General features: G+C 58.5%; 13 protein-coding genes. 4 read left to right on the forward strand and 9 right to left on the reverse strand.

Translation table 11 applies throughout. The features are described from left to right. The first annotated feature begins 83 nt into the window (after nucleotides 1–83). Genes L888_RS0103800 through L888_RS0103810 form a run of 3 tightly spaced genes read left to right on the forward strand, consistent with a single transcriptional unit; the run spans nucleotide 84 to nucleotide 1,650 of the window. A complete protein-coding gene (locus tag L888_RS0103800; protein WP_027951929.1) occupies nucleotides 84–776 on the forward strand; it encodes a tetratricopeptide repeat protein in 693 nt (230 codons plus the stop codon). A gap of 3 nt (nucleotides 777–779) precedes the next feature. Further along, complete coding sequence (gene ribH, locus L888_RS0103805) at nucleotides 780–1,256, forward strand: 6,7-dimethyl-8-ribityllumazine synthase (RefSeq protein ID WP_005847570.1); 477 nt, start codon at nucleotides 780–782, stop codon at nucleotides 1,254–1,256. 4 nt (nucleotides 1,257–1,260) lie between these two features. Beyond that, nucleotides 1,261–1,650, forward strand: coding sequence for a hypothetical protein (locus L888_RS0103810; protein ID WP_005847572.1), 390 nt, complete (start codon nucleotides 1,261–1,263; stop codon nucleotides 1,648–1,650). 531 nt (nucleotides 1,651–2,181) lie between these two features. On the opposite strand, the gene carB is transcribed toward L888_RS0103810, so the two are convergent. From carB to uxaC, 5 genes are all read right to left on the reverse strand, one after another. Continuing rightward, on the reverse strand, nucleotides 2,182–5,406 hold the full coding sequence (gene carB, locus L888_RS0103815) for a carbamoyl-phosphate synthase (glutamine-hydrolyzing) large subunit (RefSeq protein WP_027951930.1): 3,225 nt from the start codon (nucleotides 5,404–5,406) through the stop codon (nucleotides 2,182–2,184). 35 nt (nucleotides 5,407–5,441) lie between these two features. Further along, nucleotides 5,442–6,518: a glutamine-hydrolyzing carbamoyl-phosphate synthase small subunit gene (carA, locus tag L888_RS0103820; protein ID WP_027951931.1), complete on the reverse strand. Its 1,077-nt coding sequence runs from the start codon at nucleotides 6,516–6,518 to the stop codon at nucleotides 5,442–5,444. Nucleotides 6,519–6,548: 30 nt separating this feature from the next. Further along, a complete protein-coding gene (locus L888_RS0103825) occupies nucleotides 6,549–8,444 on the reverse strand; it encodes an amidophosphoribosyltransferase (RefSeq protein ID WP_005847578.1) in 1,896 nt (631 codons plus the stop codon). 133 nt (nucleotides 8,445–8,577) lie between these two features. Further along, complete coding sequence (locus L888_RS0103830; protein ID WP_005847581.1) at nucleotides 8,578–9,378, reverse strand: polysaccharide biosynthesis/export family protein; 801 nt, start codon at nucleotides 9,376–9,378, stop codon at nucleotides 8,578–8,580. 157 nt (nucleotides 9,379–9,535) lie between these two features. Further along, the gene (gene uxaC, locus L888_RS0103835) at nucleotides 9,536–10,936 is read right to left on the reverse strand and encodes a glucuronate isomerase (protein ID WP_027951932.1); all 1,401 of its coding nucleotides are present in this window, start codon (nucleotides 10,934–10,936) and stop codon (nucleotides 9,536–9,538) included. Nucleotides 10,937–11,043: 107 nt separating this feature from the next. On the opposite strand from uxaC, the gene L888_RS0103840 reads away from it, so the two are divergent. After that, complete coding sequence (locus L888_RS0103840) at nucleotides 11,044–12,069, forward strand: asparaginase (RefSeq protein WP_027951933.1); 1,026 nt, start codon at nucleotides 11,044–11,046, stop codon at nucleotides 12,067–12,069. Nucleotides 12,070–12,162: 93 nt separating this feature from the next. Here the strand turns inward: L888_RS0103840 and L888_RS13955 are convergent, their stop codons facing one another. From L888_RS13955 to L888_RS0103860, 4 genes are all read right to left on the reverse strand, one after another. After that, a complete protein-coding gene (locus tag L888_RS13955; protein WP_005847585.1) occupies nucleotides 12,163–12,321 on the reverse strand; it encodes a DUF4295 domain-containing protein in 159 nt (52 codons plus the stop codon). A 44-nt stretch (nucleotides 12,322–12,365) separates the two neighbouring features. Next, the gene (rpmG, locus tag L888_RS0103850) at nucleotides 12,366–12,554 is read right to left on the reverse strand and encodes a 50S ribosomal protein L33 (protein ID WP_005847586.1); all 189 of its coding nucleotides are present in this window, start codon (nucleotides 12,552–12,554) and stop codon (nucleotides 12,366–12,368) included. Between the two features lie 5 nt (nucleotides 12,555–12,559). Then, nucleotides 12,560–12,823 carry a 50S ribosomal protein L28 gene (gene rpmB, locus L888_RS0103855; protein ID WP_005847587.1) on the reverse strand — a complete coding sequence of 88 codons (264 nt, stop codon included), beginning with the start codon at nucleotides 12,821–12,823 and terminating at the stop codon, nucleotides 12,560–12,562. A 592-nt stretch (nucleotides 12,824–13,415) separates the two neighbouring features. Next, entirely contained in the window at nucleotides 13,416–15,440 is a 2,025-nt protein-coding gene (locus L888_RS0103860) for an NAD(+) synthase (RefSeq protein ID WP_027951934.1), read from the reverse strand. Nucleotides 15,441–15,668: the final 228 nt, after the last annotated feature.

A 15,668-nucleotide genomic window follows, 5' to 3' on the forward strand; every position in this document is an offset into this window, starting at 1 on the left:
AAGGGCATGATAAATTTCACTATCTGAGAGAAAAACCGTAATTTTGTCGCAATGAATGAAATCATAAAAATAAGCAAAAAATAATGGCAAACAAAAACGAACAGGCTACCTATGAGGTTGCCAGCAAAGAGCAAGCATTCTTCCAGAAGAACGTCAAGGCAATTCTCATCGCCGCAGCTGCCGTCATCATCATCGTGGCCGGCTATTTCTGCTACACCACCTTTATTGGCCATCCGCGCCAGGAAAAGGCCAGCACGGCCATCGCACGCGGCCAGGAATACTTCAACGCCGAGCAGTTCGACAAGGCTCTCAACGGCGACGGCGCCGGCTACGAGGGCTTCGTCAAGATAGCCAGCGACTACAGCAGCACCGACGCCGGCAACCTGGCCAACCTCTATGCGGGCCTGTGTTACGCCAATCTCGGCAAGTGGCAGGAGGCTGTAAAGTACCTCGAAAGCTACTCGCCCGCGGGCGATGCCATGGTTGGTCCCGCCGCCATCGAGGCCTTGGGCAACGCCTACGCCCACGTGGGACAACTCGACAAAGCCGTGAGCAAGCTCAAGGAAGCCGCCGACAAGGCCGACCGTGAAGCCAAGAACGGCGTCAACAACAGCCTCTCGCCCGCTTTCCTGCTCCAGGCCGGACAGCTGCTCGAGTCGCAGAATAAGCAGGACGAGGCCTTGAAGATTTATCAGCAAATCCAAGCCAAATACTTGAACTCCCCACTCGTACAGAGCCACGAGATCGACAAGTACATCGAACGCGCTACGAAGTAACCCATGGCCACCGCACTCCACAACCTCTCCGATTACGACTTCGCCCAGGTGCCCGATGCCAGCAACATGTGCTTCGGCATCGTGGTGGCCGAGTGGAATCCGGAGATTACCGGCGCCCTGCTCGAGGGTGCCGTGAAGACCCTCGAGAAGCACGGCACGCTGCCTGAGAACATCCATGTGAAGACCGTGCCGGGCAGCTTCGAGCTGGTCTACGGCGCACAGCAGCTGAGCAAGAACGACGGTTTCGACGCCATCATCATCCTGGGCAGCGTCATTCGCGGCGAGACACCCCACTTCGACTATATCTGCCAGGGCGTGACCTACGGCATCGCACACCTCAATGCCTCGCAAAACATACCCGTCATCTACGGTCTGCTCACCACCAACGACCTGCAGCAGGCCCGCGACCGCAGCGGCGGACGGCTGGGCAACAAGGGCGACGAGTGTGCCATAGACGCCATCAAGATGGCCAAATTCTAAGTTTATGATTGTTTACGAACTCCTCCAAGCCTACGATTTCGACGAGATCATGTCGACCATTGCCGACATGTTCCCCGGCACGGCCAAGTATCGCGAGCCCCTCCACGAGGCCTACAACATCCTGCTCGGCCTGAAGCCCGTGCCGTCGAAAAAGGACATCCGCTACAAGATTATGCCGGCCCCGCGCGGCGAAGAAAAGTACATGGGGGCCGAAGACCGCGACTTCGACACCACCTGGGAGGTGTGTCTGGGCAAGAACCTAAGCCGCGAGAAGGGCGTAGACCTCTCTGATGTCGAGATGTTGGCCAACGCTTTTGTCAACATCTGCTTCCTGGCCCGCCACCCCAAGGCTTTCGATGCCGCCTACGCCGAGCTGACCCGGCCCTCGCGCTGACCGCCGCCGCTGTTGCCCCGCCCCCGTCTTCCGTGGGCCGGCAACCGGCCCGCGCACAGCCCGCAACCGCTGCACATCCCTATGATATGGTTTGCCCCACCCATGCTTGCGGCTTATCAAATCCTATCATACGCCTATCTTCTCCTATAAGCGCCCCTATCCCCTCCTACAAACACACCTATCCCCTCATACAATTGCGGCTTATCAAATCCTATCATACGCCTATCTTCTCCTATAAGCGCGCCTATCCCCTCCTACAAACACGCCGTTCTCACCCCATGAAAACACCGCAAACGCGGGGCGACTACGGCGCAAACGCAACGCAAATACGGCGTTATCACTTCGTGATAACGCCGTATTCATTTTGACAGTGGGCCGTGCCGGCCAACACTTCCGCCCCAACTTGCAGGGCCTCGCCCCACACATACCCGTCACTTTCGGCCACCCTTGCAGGGCCCCACACCGTGCGTGCCACTCGCTACAGCCAGCCCCACAGCCACGCGCAGGGCGCATTCGCACCGGCCGGCGGACCTAATACTCGCCCCAAGCCTTGATGTCGATGTCAGCAGGGCCAAGCGTACAGAACGCCGTGATGAAAGCACTGGCCAGCCGCGTGTTGGTGATGAGCGGCACGTTGAGGTCTATGGCTGCGCGCCGAATCTTGTAGCCGTTGGTGAGTTCGTGAGTGGTGAGGTCCTTGGGAATGTTCACCACCATATCGATCTTCTTCTCGTGCAGCAGCGTGAGGGCCTGCGGCTCCTTGCCCTGGTCGGAGGGCCAGTACACCAGCGTGTTGTCAATGCCGTTGTCTTTCAAGTATTTCGACGTGCCGCCCGTGGCATAAAGCTCGTAGCCGTGGTCGATAAGCATCTTCGCTGCGTCGAGCATCTCGGCCTTTTGCTTGGCTCCACCCGTGGAGAGCAGCACCGAGTGGCGCGGAATGCGGTGGCCCACGGAGAGCATGCTCTTGAGCAGAGCCTGGTTGGTGTCGTCGCCCAGGCAGCCCACCTCGCCCGTGGAACTCATGTCGACACCCAGCACGGGGTCGGCCTTCTGCAGACGGTTGAAGGAGAACTGGCTGGCCTTGATACCCACATACTCCAGGTCGAAGAGGTTCTTCGAGGGCCTCTCCACGGGCACGCCGAGCATCACTTTGGTGGCCAAGTCGATGAGATTGAGCTTGAGCACCTTGCTCACGAAGGGGAACGAACGGCTGGCACGCAGGTTGCACTCGATGACGAGGATGTCGTTCTCGCGGGCCATGTACTGTATGTTGAACGGGCCGGAGATGTGGAGTTCGCGGGCAATCTGGCGGCTCACGCGCTTGATGCGGCGCACGGTCTCCACGTAGAGCTTCTGCGGCGGGAACTCAATGGTGGCGTCGCCGGAGTGCACACCGGCAAACTCGATGTGCTCGGAGATGGCGTAGGCCAGTATCTCGCCGTCGCGTGCCACGGCATCCATCTCGATTTCCTTGGCGTGCTCGATGAACTTCGACACCACCACGGGGTGGTCTTCACTCACGTTGGCGGCCAGTCGCAGGAAGCGTTCGAGCTCCTCGCGGTTGGAACACACGTTCATGGCCGCGCCCGAAAGCACGTAGCTGGGGCGCACGAGCACGGGGAAGCCCACGCGCTCGACGAAGCGGTCGATGTCATCCATCGAGGTAAGCGCGCTCCATTCTGGCTGGTTGATGTTGTTGCGGGTGAGCATCGACGAGAACTTGGCGCGGTCTTCGGCGTTGTCGATGTCGCGGGCCGACGTGCCGAGGATGGGCACGTGCTGCTCGTCGAGGTGCATGGCAAGGTTGTTGGGTATCTGGCCGCCGGTGGAAACAATGACGCCGTGCGGGTTCTCAAGCTCGATAATGTCCATCACGCGCTCAAAGGTGAGCTCGTCGAAGTAGAGCCGGTCGCACATGTCGTAGTCGGTCGACACGGTTTCAGGGTTGTAGTTAATCATGATGCTGCGGTAGCCCTGCCGGCGAATCGTCTGCAGAGCCTGCACGCCACACCAGTCGAATTCCACGGAGCTGCCGATGCGGTAAGCCCCCGAACCGAGCACCACCACCGAGTGGCGGTCGGACGGGAAAGCCACGTCGCTGGCCACTCCGGCGTAGGTCACGTAGAGGTAATTGGTCTGGGCGGGGTACTCGGCGGCCAGCGTGTCGATCTGTTTCACCACGGGAACGATGCCGTAGCCCTTGCGCAGACGGCGGATGAGGAGCATGGCCTTGTGCATGTTGCCCAGCTCGCGCTCCAGCCCCACGGCGCGGGCCACCTGGAAATCGGTGAAGCCGTAGACTTTGGCCTCGCGCAGCAGCGTGCGGTCGAGGGTGTTCACGTTGCAGCGTTTCAGCCGCTCATCGATGTCGATGATGTGTTTCAGCTTGTGGAGGAACCAGCGGTCTATCTTCGTCAGTTCGTGTATCTGGTCGATGGTATAGCCGCGGTGCATGGCCTTGGAAATGACAAACACGCGCTTGTCGGTGGGTTCTTGCAGGGCCTCGTCCAGGTTGGGAATCTCCAATTCCTTGTTCTCCACGAAGCCGTGCATGCCCTGCCCTATCATGCGCAGGCCTTTCTGGATGGCCTCTTCAAAGTTGCGGCCGATGGCCATTACCTCGCCCACGCTCTTCATGCTCGACCCCAACTCGCGGTCTACGCCGTGGAATTTGGAGAGGTCCCAGCGCGGAATCTTGCACACCACATAGTCCAGCGCGGGCTCGAAAAAGGCGCTTGTGGTCTTGGTCACCGAGTTCTTCAGCTCGAACAGGCCGTAGCCCATGCCCAGCTTGGCGGCCACAAAGGCCAGCGGGTAGCCCGTGGCCTTGGAGGCAAGTGCCGACGAACGGCTTAGGCGAGCGTTCACTTCGATGACGCGGTAGTCCTCGCTGGCGGGGTCGAAAGCGTACTGCACGTTGCACTCGCCCACGATGCCGATGTGCCTTACTATCTTGATGCTCAGCGCGCGCAGCTTGTGATACTCGGCGTTGGTGAGGGTCTGCGAGGGCGCAATGACAATGGACTCGCCGGTGTGGATGCCCAGCGGGTCGAAGTTCTCCATGTTGCACACGGTGATACAGTTGTCGTAACAGTCGCGCACCACCTCGTATTCTATCTCCTTCCATCCCTTGAGACTTTTCTCCACCAGCACCTGGGGCGAGAATGAGAACGCCTTTTCGCAGAGCGTGCGCAGCTCGTCGTCGTTGTTGGCAAAGCCCGAACCGAGGCCGCCGAGGGCGTAGGCCGCCCGCACGATGACCGGATAGCCCAGATGGTTGGCGGCCTGCAGCGACTGTTCCATCGTCTCACAGGCCTCGCTCTTGATGGTCTTCACGTCGATTTCGTCGAGCTTGCGCACGAAGAGTTCGCGGTCTTCGGTGTCCATGATGGCCTGCACGGGGGTGCCGAGCACCTTGACCCCGTACTTCTCCAGCACGCCGCTCTCGTAGAGCTCCACGCCGCAGTTCAGGGCGGTCTGGCCTCCAAAGCTCAGCAGGATGCCGTCGGGGCGCTCCTTTTCGATGACGCGCTCCACGAAATAGGGCTGCACCGGGAGGAAGTATATCTGGTCGGCCACACCCTCCGACGTCTGCACGGTGGCGATGTTGGGGTTGATAAGCACCGTCCTGACCCCCTCTTCGCGCAGGGCTTTCAGGGCCTGCGAACCCGAATAGTCGAACTCTCCGGCCTCGCCTATCTTCAAAGCGCCGGAGCCCAACAGCAAAACCTTCTTGATATTTGTATCTTTCATGACCTTTCTTATTGACCTTAATGAATGAGCTTACCTTACTTTAGCGTTTCGACGAACCTATCGAACATGAACATTGTGTCCACCGGACCCGAGCAAGCCTCGGGGTGAAACTGGCTGGTGAACCAGGGATTGGTCTTGTGGCGTATGCCCTCGTTGGAGCCGTCGTTCATGTTAACGAAGAGTTCCTCCCAGTCCTGGCCCAGCGTGTGGGCGTCCACCGCATAGCCGTGGTTCTGCGAAGTGATGTAGCATTTCTCGCTGCCCACGAGGCGCACGGGCTGATTGTGCGAGCGGTGCCCGTACTTCAGCTTGTAGATTGAAGCCCCGGCGGCCTTGCCCAGCAACTGGTTGCCCATGCAGATGCCGCAGATGGGCTTGCGGCTCTGGCTCATTTGCTTGCGGATGATGTCCACCGCGTCCTGACAAGTGTCGGGATCACCGGGCCCGTTGGCCAGGAAGAGGCCGTCGAAATCCATGTCCGTGTAGTCGTAGTTCCAGGGCACGCGCACCACCTCCACGCCGCGCTCGATGAGGCAACGTATGATGTTGGCCTTCACTCCACAGTCGACAAGCACCACCCGTTTGCCGGCCCCCTCGTTGTAACGAACCACTTCTTTGCACGACACTTGGTCGACAAAGTTGACGCCTTCGTAGTTGGCCGAGGGTATGTTGTCGGGGTCGTCGTCGAAGATAATCTTGCCCATCATCACGCCGTGCTCGCGCAACACCTTGGTGAGCTGGCGGGTGTCGATACCCGTGATGCCGGGCACGTGCTCGCGCTTGAGCCAGTCGGCCAGGCTCTCGACGGCGTTCCAATGGCTGAACTGCTCGCTGTAGTCGGCCACGATGATGGCCGAAGCGTAGATCTTGTCGCTCTCCATGAAGGTGGGGAGACCGTTGGGCTCCACCGAGAAAGGCGGCACACCATAGTTACCCACCAAGGGATAGGTGAGCGTCATCAGCTGCCCCGCATACGAAGGATCGGTAAGAGACTCGGGGTAGCCCGTCATGGCCGTGTTGAAAACCACCTCTCCGGCCACGGGTGCATCGTAGCCAAAGGACTGCCCATGAAACTTAGTCCCGTCGGATAAAACCAAGGTTACATTCTTCATTTGTATAGCTTGTTTTAAGATTCTGTTCGTTTATTGGTCGCCATCATGCCGGAAAACGGTCTCCACATAGTTCACAAAGGCCTGGTTGCACAGCTTGGTGCCGCCGGGTGTGGGGTAATGACCGGTGAAGTACCACGTGCCGCGGTGGTCGGGAATGGCGCTGCGCAGGCCCTCAATGCTCTGGAACACCAGTTCAATGGGCGTGGCCATGCCTGCCGGGCGCAGCATTTCGACAATCTTTCGGTTGATTTCTTCCACGGTGAAAGGCTCGTAGAGCTCGCGCACGCAGTTGTCCATCTCGGTCTTGGGCTTCTTCAATTCGACCTTGCAGTCGGCGTAAACCTTCTGGATGCGGTCGGCCATGCCGCGCTCCTTGAGCAGTTCGATGGTGGCGCGGAACACGCAGAACTCCTCCAGTCGCGGCATGTCGATGCCGTAGTAGTCGGGATAACGGATTTGCGGTGCCGAGCTCACGATGACGATTTTCTTGGGATGCAGCCGGTCGAGAATGTGCAGAATGCTCTCCTTGAGCGTGGTGCCGCGCACGATGCTGTCGTCGATGATGACCAAATTATCCTCGGGATTGACGCTGCCATAGGTAATATCATACACGTGCGAGGCCAGGTCGTTGCGCGCATTGCCCTCGGTGATGAACGTGCGCAGCTTTATATCTTTCCAGGCCACCTTTTCAGAGCGCACGTATTCGTGGAGAATCTCTTCCAGTTCGGCCCGCGTGGGGATGTGTCCGAGCGACTCGATGCGCTGGATTTTCTGCTCGTTCACATAGCGTTTGAAGCCGTCGAGCAGTCCGTAAAAGGCCACCTCGGCTGTGTTTGGAATAAAGGAGAAGACGGTATGACGGGTGTCATGGCCCACGGCCCGGAGCACTTGGGGGGTGAGTTGCTCGCCTAATTTCTTGCGTTCCTGATAGATGTCGCGATCGGATCCGCGGGAGAAATAGATGCGTTCGAACGAGCAAGCCGCGTCGGCGCCGGGCTCCAAGATGGGCTTGATGAGGGCTTCACCGCTGCTGCGCACGATAAGCGCCGAGCCGGCGGGCAGCTCTTTCACGTCGTCGTACTCCAGATCGAAAGTGGTTTGCAGCACCGGACGCTCGGAGGCCAGCACCACCACCTCGTCGTTCCGATAGTAGAACCCAGGGCGGATGCCGTGGGGGTCACGCATGGCAAACATCTCGCCGCTGCCCGTGATGCCGCACACCACGTAGCCGCCGTCGAAGCCTGTCATCGTGGTCTTGAGCACATTCTCCACCTGCACGTGGCTGTCGATGTAGTCGGTGATGGCTCCGTCTTCGAGTCCGAGCCGCTGGGCCTCGACAAAATTGCGCTCCACCTCACGGTCGAGACGGTGCCCCATGAGCTCGAGCATGATGTAACTGTCGCTGTAGACACGGGGACACTGGCCCTGATGGAGCAGCCGCTCGAACACCTCGTCCACGTTGGTCATGTTGTAATTGCCGCACAGGCAGAGGTTCTTGGCCCGCCAATTGTTGCGCCGCAAAAAGGGATGCACGTACTTCAGACCGCTCTTTCCCGTGGTGGAATAGCGCAGATGGCCCATGTAAAGCTCGCCGGCAAAGGGCAGTTCAGCATAGTCGTTGGGATCAAGTTCGCCGTTCTCGGCCAGCACCTGACGTATCTGCCGATGGGCCGAACCGAAGATTTTCGTGATGGCATTGGAGCCTTCGGCGCGCTCGCGGAACATATATTCGTTGCCGGGCTGGGTGTGCAGCTTCACCGAAGCAATGCCGGCGCCCTCTTGTCCACGGTTGTGCTCTTTCTCCATCATCAGGTAGAGCTTGTTCAAGCCGTACTTCCACGTGCCGTATTTCTGCTGGTAATAGCTCAGGGGCTTGAGCAGACGCACCATGGCCACGCCGCAATCCTCGTGTATTCCCTTTTCCATGAAATCTCTTCTTGTTGTGCTTCTGGACTGTATATTCAAAAAAAGATTGAAATATTACCGGCAGCCCGAAGAGCTTCGACTAATATTTCAATCTTTCTTTTTATCTTGTTTGTATCACCTCTGGCGCGCTCACTTATTTTCTCAAGATGTTGACAAGCAATGAAGCGACGGATGTCACGATGCCGATGAACGAGAACCAGATGGTGGTGCTGCTGCCTATCGCGGAGTTCTTGGCCTTGACCGAGTTGGGCTCCACATAGATAATGTCGTTCTGCTGCAAGTAATAATAAGGTGAGTTGAAGAGGTTGCCATCGTTTAGATTCAGGCGGTGGGCTTTCTTTTCACCGTTTGCATCCTCGCGGATGAGCAGTACATTGCCGCGCTTGCCATAGATGGTCAGGTCGCCGGAATAGGCCAAAGCCTCGATGATGCTCATCTTCTCGGTGGTGACTGGAACCACTTTCGGCGCTCCCACCTCACCGATGACGGTCACCCGATAGCTCGACATGCGCACCGTCACGATGGGGTTTTCCTTGGCGTTCAGGTAGGGGCGCACCTTGCTGAGAATCATGTCTTCGGTCTGTGTCTTCGTGAGCCCGCCCACGTGCAGCTTGCCCAGCACCGGGAAATTAATGTCTCCATTGTTGTCGACCAGGTAGCCTTGCAGCGAGCCTACGCTCGTGGAGAGCTGGCCGGAAGTGCCCACCGTGTTACTCACTGTCAGGTTGAAAGGGGCCGATGCCTCGGGATTGGTGGTCAGTACAGTGATGGTAAGCTCGTCCTTCGGCATAATCTTGGCATCGTAGAGACCACGGGAAGCGGCCAGGCTGATGGAATCAATGTTCTGGAAATAAGCTACTTTTTTACTCCCCGAACAACTGCCCATGGCCATAATCACTGCCAAGAGGACAAAGGGAATCAATAATTTCTTCATGCGTAAGCGACTGTTATAACTTAAATTTCTGCAAAATTAATACTTATTTTCGGAAGCAACAAATAAATGAAACGAAAAGTGCTACCCACTTTTATAAAAGGAACGCGTGCGGGGATAGGCCGGCCCGTGCCGGCACTCCCCGCACGCGGAGGGTGGATTAGTAGAACTTGAAGTAGCGGCGGGCGTTGTTGTAGGAGATGTCCTCCACCATGCGGGCCAGGGTTTCACGGTCGTCGGGCAGCAGTCCGTTCTCCACATCGTTGCCCAGCAGGTTGCAGAGCAGCCGCCGGAAATACTCATGACGCGGATAGCTCAGGAACGAACGGCTGTCGGTGAGCATGCCCACGAAACGCGAGAGCAAGCCGAGCACCGAGAGGGCGTTGAGCTGACGGGTCATGCCGTCCAGCTGGTCGTTGAACCACCAGCCGGAGCCGAACTGAATCTTGCCGGGCTCCGATCCGTCCTGGAAGTTGCCGAGCATGGTGGCTATCACCTCGTTGGCACAGGGATTGAGCGTATATAATATGGTACGCGTGAGCTTCTTCTCCATGTTCAGCTCGTTCAGGAAGTGGCTCATGGCGCGTGCCGTGCTGAACTCGCCGATGGAATCGAAGCCCGTGTCGGGGCCGAGCTGGTTGTACATCAGCGTATTATTGTCGCGGATGGCTCCGTAATGGTACTGCTGTGTCCAGCCGGCGGCATGGTCCATCTCGGCACTGTCTTTCAGGAAAGCGTGCTTGTACTGCCGCACTTCCTCGGCCGACAGCTGCAGTCCGCGCAGGGCTTTGGAGAAGATGGTCTCGATTTGCGAGTCGGTGTAAGTGTCGTCGTAGAACTCCTCCACGCCGTGGTCGGACAGGCGGCAGCCGTTCTCGGCAAAGAAGTCGTGGCGTTTTTGGAGCGCGTCCACCATGTGCTTGTAGCTGTCCACCTCTACCCCACTCACCTCGGAGAGCTGCTTCACGTAGTCGGCAAAATCAGGCTTTTCGATGTTCATGGCCTTGTCGGGGCGCCACGCGGGAATCATCTTGATCTCGAATCCGCTCTCCCGCGTGGCCTTGTGCCAGCGCAGGTCGTCCACGGGATCGTCGGTGGTGCACACGCATTCCACGTGGTAACGGCGCATCAGCCCACGGGCCGAATACTCGGGCTGCGTAAGTTTCTCGTTGCACTCGTCGTAGATTTCGCGCGCCGTTGCAAGCGAGAGCTGGCGGGTGATGCCGAAGGCCGTCTTCAGTTCCAGGTGTGTCCAGTGGTAGAGCGGGTTGCGAAACGTGTAGGGCACGGTCTCGGCCCACTTCTCAAACTTCTCCCAATCGGTGGCGTCGCCGGTGCAAAAGCGCTCGTCCACGCCGTTGGTGCGCATGGCCCGCCACTTGTAATGGTCGCCGCCAAGCCACAATTCGGTGATGCTTCTGAATTGATGGTCCTCGGCCACCATCTGCGGCACGAGATGACAATGGTAATCAATGATAGGCATCCGGGCCGCATGCTTGTGATAAAGGTCCTGCGCCGTAGCTGTGTCGAGCAGGAAGTTCTCATCCATAAACTGTTTCATCTTCTGCGTTTGTTTTAATATTGAAGTGTGTTGTTTCTGCAAAAATAAGACAAAATATTTGAATTCTCAAGGTTTTTAACTATATTTGCACAAAATATCGAGTACCAATGAACAAGGTCTTACTCATCTATACCGGAGGCACCATCGGCATGGGGCAGAACGCTGTCACGGGGGCGCTGGAGCCCCTCGACTTCAATCACTTGGTGGAGTCGATGCCCGAGTTCAGGCTTATCAAGACCGAAATCGACGTTTACCAGTTCACTCCCCCCATCGACTCCAGCGACATGGCCCCCGACAAGTGGGCCAAGCTCGTGCGTATCATTGCGCGCCGCTACGACGCCTACGACGGATTCGTCATCCTCCACGGCACCGACACCATGGCCTACACGGCTTCTGCCCTCTCGTTCATGCTCGAAAACCTTACCAAACCCGTCATTCTCACCGGCTCTCAACTGCCTATGGGGCAGCTGCGCACCGACGGCAAGGAGAACCTGGTGACGAGCATTGAACTGGCCGCGCTGAAAGATTCGCAGGGCCATGCCCGCGTGCCCGAGGTGTGCATCTACTTCAGCGGGCGCCTCATGCGCGGCAACCGGTCGACCAAAATCAATGCCGACGGCTTCCATGCCTTCGAGTCTTTCAACTACCCCCACCTGTGCGACGCGGGCGTGGACTTCGTCTTTCACGACCACCACATCCTCAAACCCGACTTCGGCAAGCCCATGACGCCCCATCTCACGCTGGATCCCAACGTCGTGGTGTTCAGTCTTTTTCCCGGCGTGCAGGAGCACATCGTGCGCAATGTGCTCCAGGCCAAGGAGGTGCGCGGCATCGTGATGCGCACCTTCGGCAGCGGCAACGCCCCGCAGACGCCCTGGCTCATGCATGCCCTGCGCGAGGCGGCGCGGCGCGGCATCGTGGTGGTGAACATCAGTCAGTGCGTGTCGGGCAGCGTGGAGATGGGGCGCTACGACACGGGCTACCAGCTCAAGGCGGCCGGAATTGTCTCGGGTTACGACTCCACGGTGGAGTCGGCCGTCACCAAACTCATGTTCCTGCTGGCGCGTCACAGCACACCCGCCACCATCCGCAACCTCATGGACCGGTCGCTGGCCGGAGAGATCAGCCGCTGAAATCCCGTGGGCCAGAGCATCGATACGCCCCGGCCCAAACGCAAACGGGTCGTGTGCCTCAGCCCACGACCCGTTTGTCTGTCTACAAAAAACTTATTTCTTGAAATAGTCCTTCACTGCTTCGTTGAGAACCATCTGCTCGGCGAAAGTATAAGCACCCGTCTTGGGGCTCTTCACCATCTTGATAACTTTTGAATATGCGCGACCATCCAACGAACCTTCGTGGAGAGAGGCGACCGCTTTCTTTGCCATAGTCTATGAATGTCTATAATCTAACGTTAGCGAATAAACCCCGATTACTTAATCTCCTTGTGGAGCGTCATCTTCTTCATGATGGGGTTATACTTCATGAGCTCAAGGCGCTCAGGACTGTTCTTGCGGTTCTTGGTGGTTACATAGCGGCTTGTGCCAGGCAGGCCGGAGTTCTTCATCTCCGTGCATTCCAGCACAACCTGCACTCTATTACCCTTAGCTTTCTTTGCCATGACAATTATTCTCCTATAACTTTAATGTCTTTCCAATCGCAATAGCCCTTGGCAACGGCCTGCTTGAGAGCTGCGTCAAGGCCTTTTTTATTGATAGTACGAAGACCGGCTGCGCTGACCTTGAGCGAAATCCAGCAGCCCTCCTCAACGTAGTAGAACTTCTTATGGAAAAGGTTGACGTCAAAGCTTCTCTTCGTGCGGTGCTTTGAGTGAGACACATTACAACCTATCTGTGCCTTCTTTCCTGTGATCTGACAAATCTTAGACATTGCTATCTTTGTTTTTGTTTTCGATTGTGATACTTATTCCAAACAGGATGCAAAATTACAATTAATTTTCAAATCAGCAAAATATTCCCCTGAAGAAATGCCGTTTTTAAGTTATTTTACAGTTTATGAACGGCTGCGTGGAGTCCATCAGCAAGTGCAAGGTTAGGCCCTTTTAGCCCTTTACCGTTTATGAGCAGCGTGTGGAGCCTCCCTTTCTCCGCGTCTCCGCGTGCAAAAAAACAGCCAGAACCACCAAGAAGCACGCAGAGCCGCAGAGACAAGGAGACGAAACATATACGCGGCGACCTGCCCGCGCCCTCCTTTTCTCCGCGCCACTGCGTGCAAAAAAACAGCCATGCTCCACCCGCGAAACCGCAAAAGCGGAAGCCTTGTTCCACAGCGGGAGCAACCGATAGCCAGCCATCGGCCCGACTCTACGCCGCAAACGCGGGCCCTCCACACCGTAAACGCGAGGCGATAACGCCGTAAAGAAAACGCGGCAAAACCATCGTCGTGGGAGCATCCCCGCCCAACGCCCCACCTGTGCCCAGCGTTTCCACCGCAGGGGCCGGCCTCCGCGCCGGGCCGACAGCTACTGCTGCACGCCCGCCTGGCTCATCAGCGCATCCACTTCGCGCAGCCAGAGGGCCGAGACGGCATCGGAGGGCATGCGCCAGTCGCCGCGGGGACTCAGGCTCACCGACCCCACCTTGGGCCCGTCGGGCAGGCACGAACGCTTGAACTGCTGGTTGAAGAACCGGCGGCAGAACGTCTGGAGCCAGTGCAGGATGGTTGCCTCGTCGTAGATGCCGGCCCCGCCGTCGGCCCGACTGGCCGGCGAGGACGAGGCGGTGCCGGCAGCAGCGGCCGCCGAAGCCCCGCCGCCGAAGGCCTTCCGGGCCAGCAGGAAGATCTTGCGCGGACTGAAACCGTGGCGCAGGAAGTAGTAGAGGAAGAAGTCGTGCAGCTCGTAGGGCCCCACGAGATCCTCGGTTTTCTGCCGGATGTTGCCCTCGTCGTCGGCCGGGATGAGCTCGGGCGAGATGGGAGTATCGACAATATCGAGCAGCGTGGCCGCCGAATCGGTGTCCATCTGCCCTGCCACATGGCGCACCAGATGCTGTACAAGCGTCTTGGGCACGGAGGCATTGACACCGTACATCGACATGTGGTCGCCGTTGTAGGTGGCCCATCCCAACGCCAGCTCCGAGAGGTCGCCCGTGCCCACGACCATGCCGCCCAGCTCGTTGGCCAGGTCCATCAGTATCTGCGTGCGCTCGCGGGCTTGCGCATTCTCGTAGGTCACGTCGCGCACGGCGGCGTCGTGGCCGATGTCCTCGAAGTGCTGCGTCACGCTCCGCGCGATGTTCACCTCGCGGATGGTGACACCCAAGCTCTGCATCAGGCCGACGGCGTTGCGGTAGGTGCGGTCGGTGGTGCCGAATCCCGGCATGGTGACGCCGACGATGCCGCGGCGGTCGAGCTGCAGCCGGTCGAAGGTCTTCGCGCAGACCAGCAGCGCCAGCGTGGAGTCCAGGCCGCCGCTGATGCCGATGACCACCGTGCGGGCACGGGTGTGAACCATGCGTTTGGCCAGTCCCATCACCTGAATGCTGAATATTTCGTCGCACGAGGTCTCCATGTCGGCGGCCCCGGGGATGAACGGCAGTGGCTCGACGGCCCGCTCCAGCACGAAGTCCCTGGGTTGTGTGGCCTCAGCCTCGACGGTTGTCACCTCCTCGTTGCGCATGCGCCGCTGGGCATTGGCAAAGGTGGTGTTGTTGCGTCGCTCGGAGCGCAACCGCTCCACATCGACCTGTGCCGTCTGCATCTGGCTCTTCAGGGCGAAGCGCTCGCCCTCGGCCAGCAGTCGGCCGTTCTCGTAGATGAGGGCGTTGCCGCCGTAGACCACGTCCTGCGTGCTCTCGCCGAAACCCGCGCTGCTGTACACGTAGGCCGTGACCGTGCGCGCGCTCTGCTGTGCCAGCAGGCTTTTCAGATAGGCGTGCTTGCCCGTGAGCTCGTCGCTGGCCGAGAGGTTGAAGACGATGTCGGCCCCGGCCAGGGCCAGATGGTTGCTCGGCGGCGTGGGGGCCCACACGTCTTCGCAGATTTCCACGCCGAAGACGGCCCCGTCGCAGGTGCGGAAGAGCTGGGGCGAGGCCGTGACGTGCACGCTGTGCCCGGCCAGCCGGATGGTGGCGGGGCGCAGGTCCTGCGAGGAGGCGAACCAGCGTTTCTCGTAGAACTCACCGTAGTTGGGTAGGTAGGTCTTGGGCACCAGGCCCAGTATCTTGCCGCGCTGCACCACGGCGGCGCAGTTGAGCAGCAGGTCGCCCACGGGCACGGGCAGGCCCACGATGGCGATGATGTCGAGATGACGGGTGAAGTCGAGCAGCTGCAACAGGGCGTTCTCGGCCGCATCGAGCAACAGCTGCTGGCGGAAGAGGTCCTGACAGGAGTAGCCCGTGAGGCTCAGCTCGGGGAAGGCGATGACCTCCACGCCCTGCCCCTCAGCCTGAACGATGAGCGACTCAATCTCTTTGAGGTTCTGTACGCAGTCGGCCACCTGCACGGTGGGCACGGCACTGGCCACTTTGATGAATCCGTATTTCATGTGATGGGTATTTTTCTTTGGAGTTAAGGAGTGATGGAATGATGGAGTTATGGTGTCCAAGGAGTTAGGGAGTTAAGACGTGATGGAGTTAGGGAGTTAAGGAGTGATGGAGTTAAGACATTACAATAAGGCCGTGACTGCTGCTGAATCCACCGCAGTTGCATGACCATTTGTCTTGACTCCATCACTCCTTAACTCCCTAACTCCTTGAAAACCACACTCCATGGG

It is taken from the genome of Hallella seregens ATCC 51272, assembly GCF_000518545.1.
GTDB classification, from domain to species: domain Bacteria; phylum Bacteroidota; class Bacteroidia; order Bacteroidales; family Bacteroidaceae; genus Prevotella; species Prevotella seregens.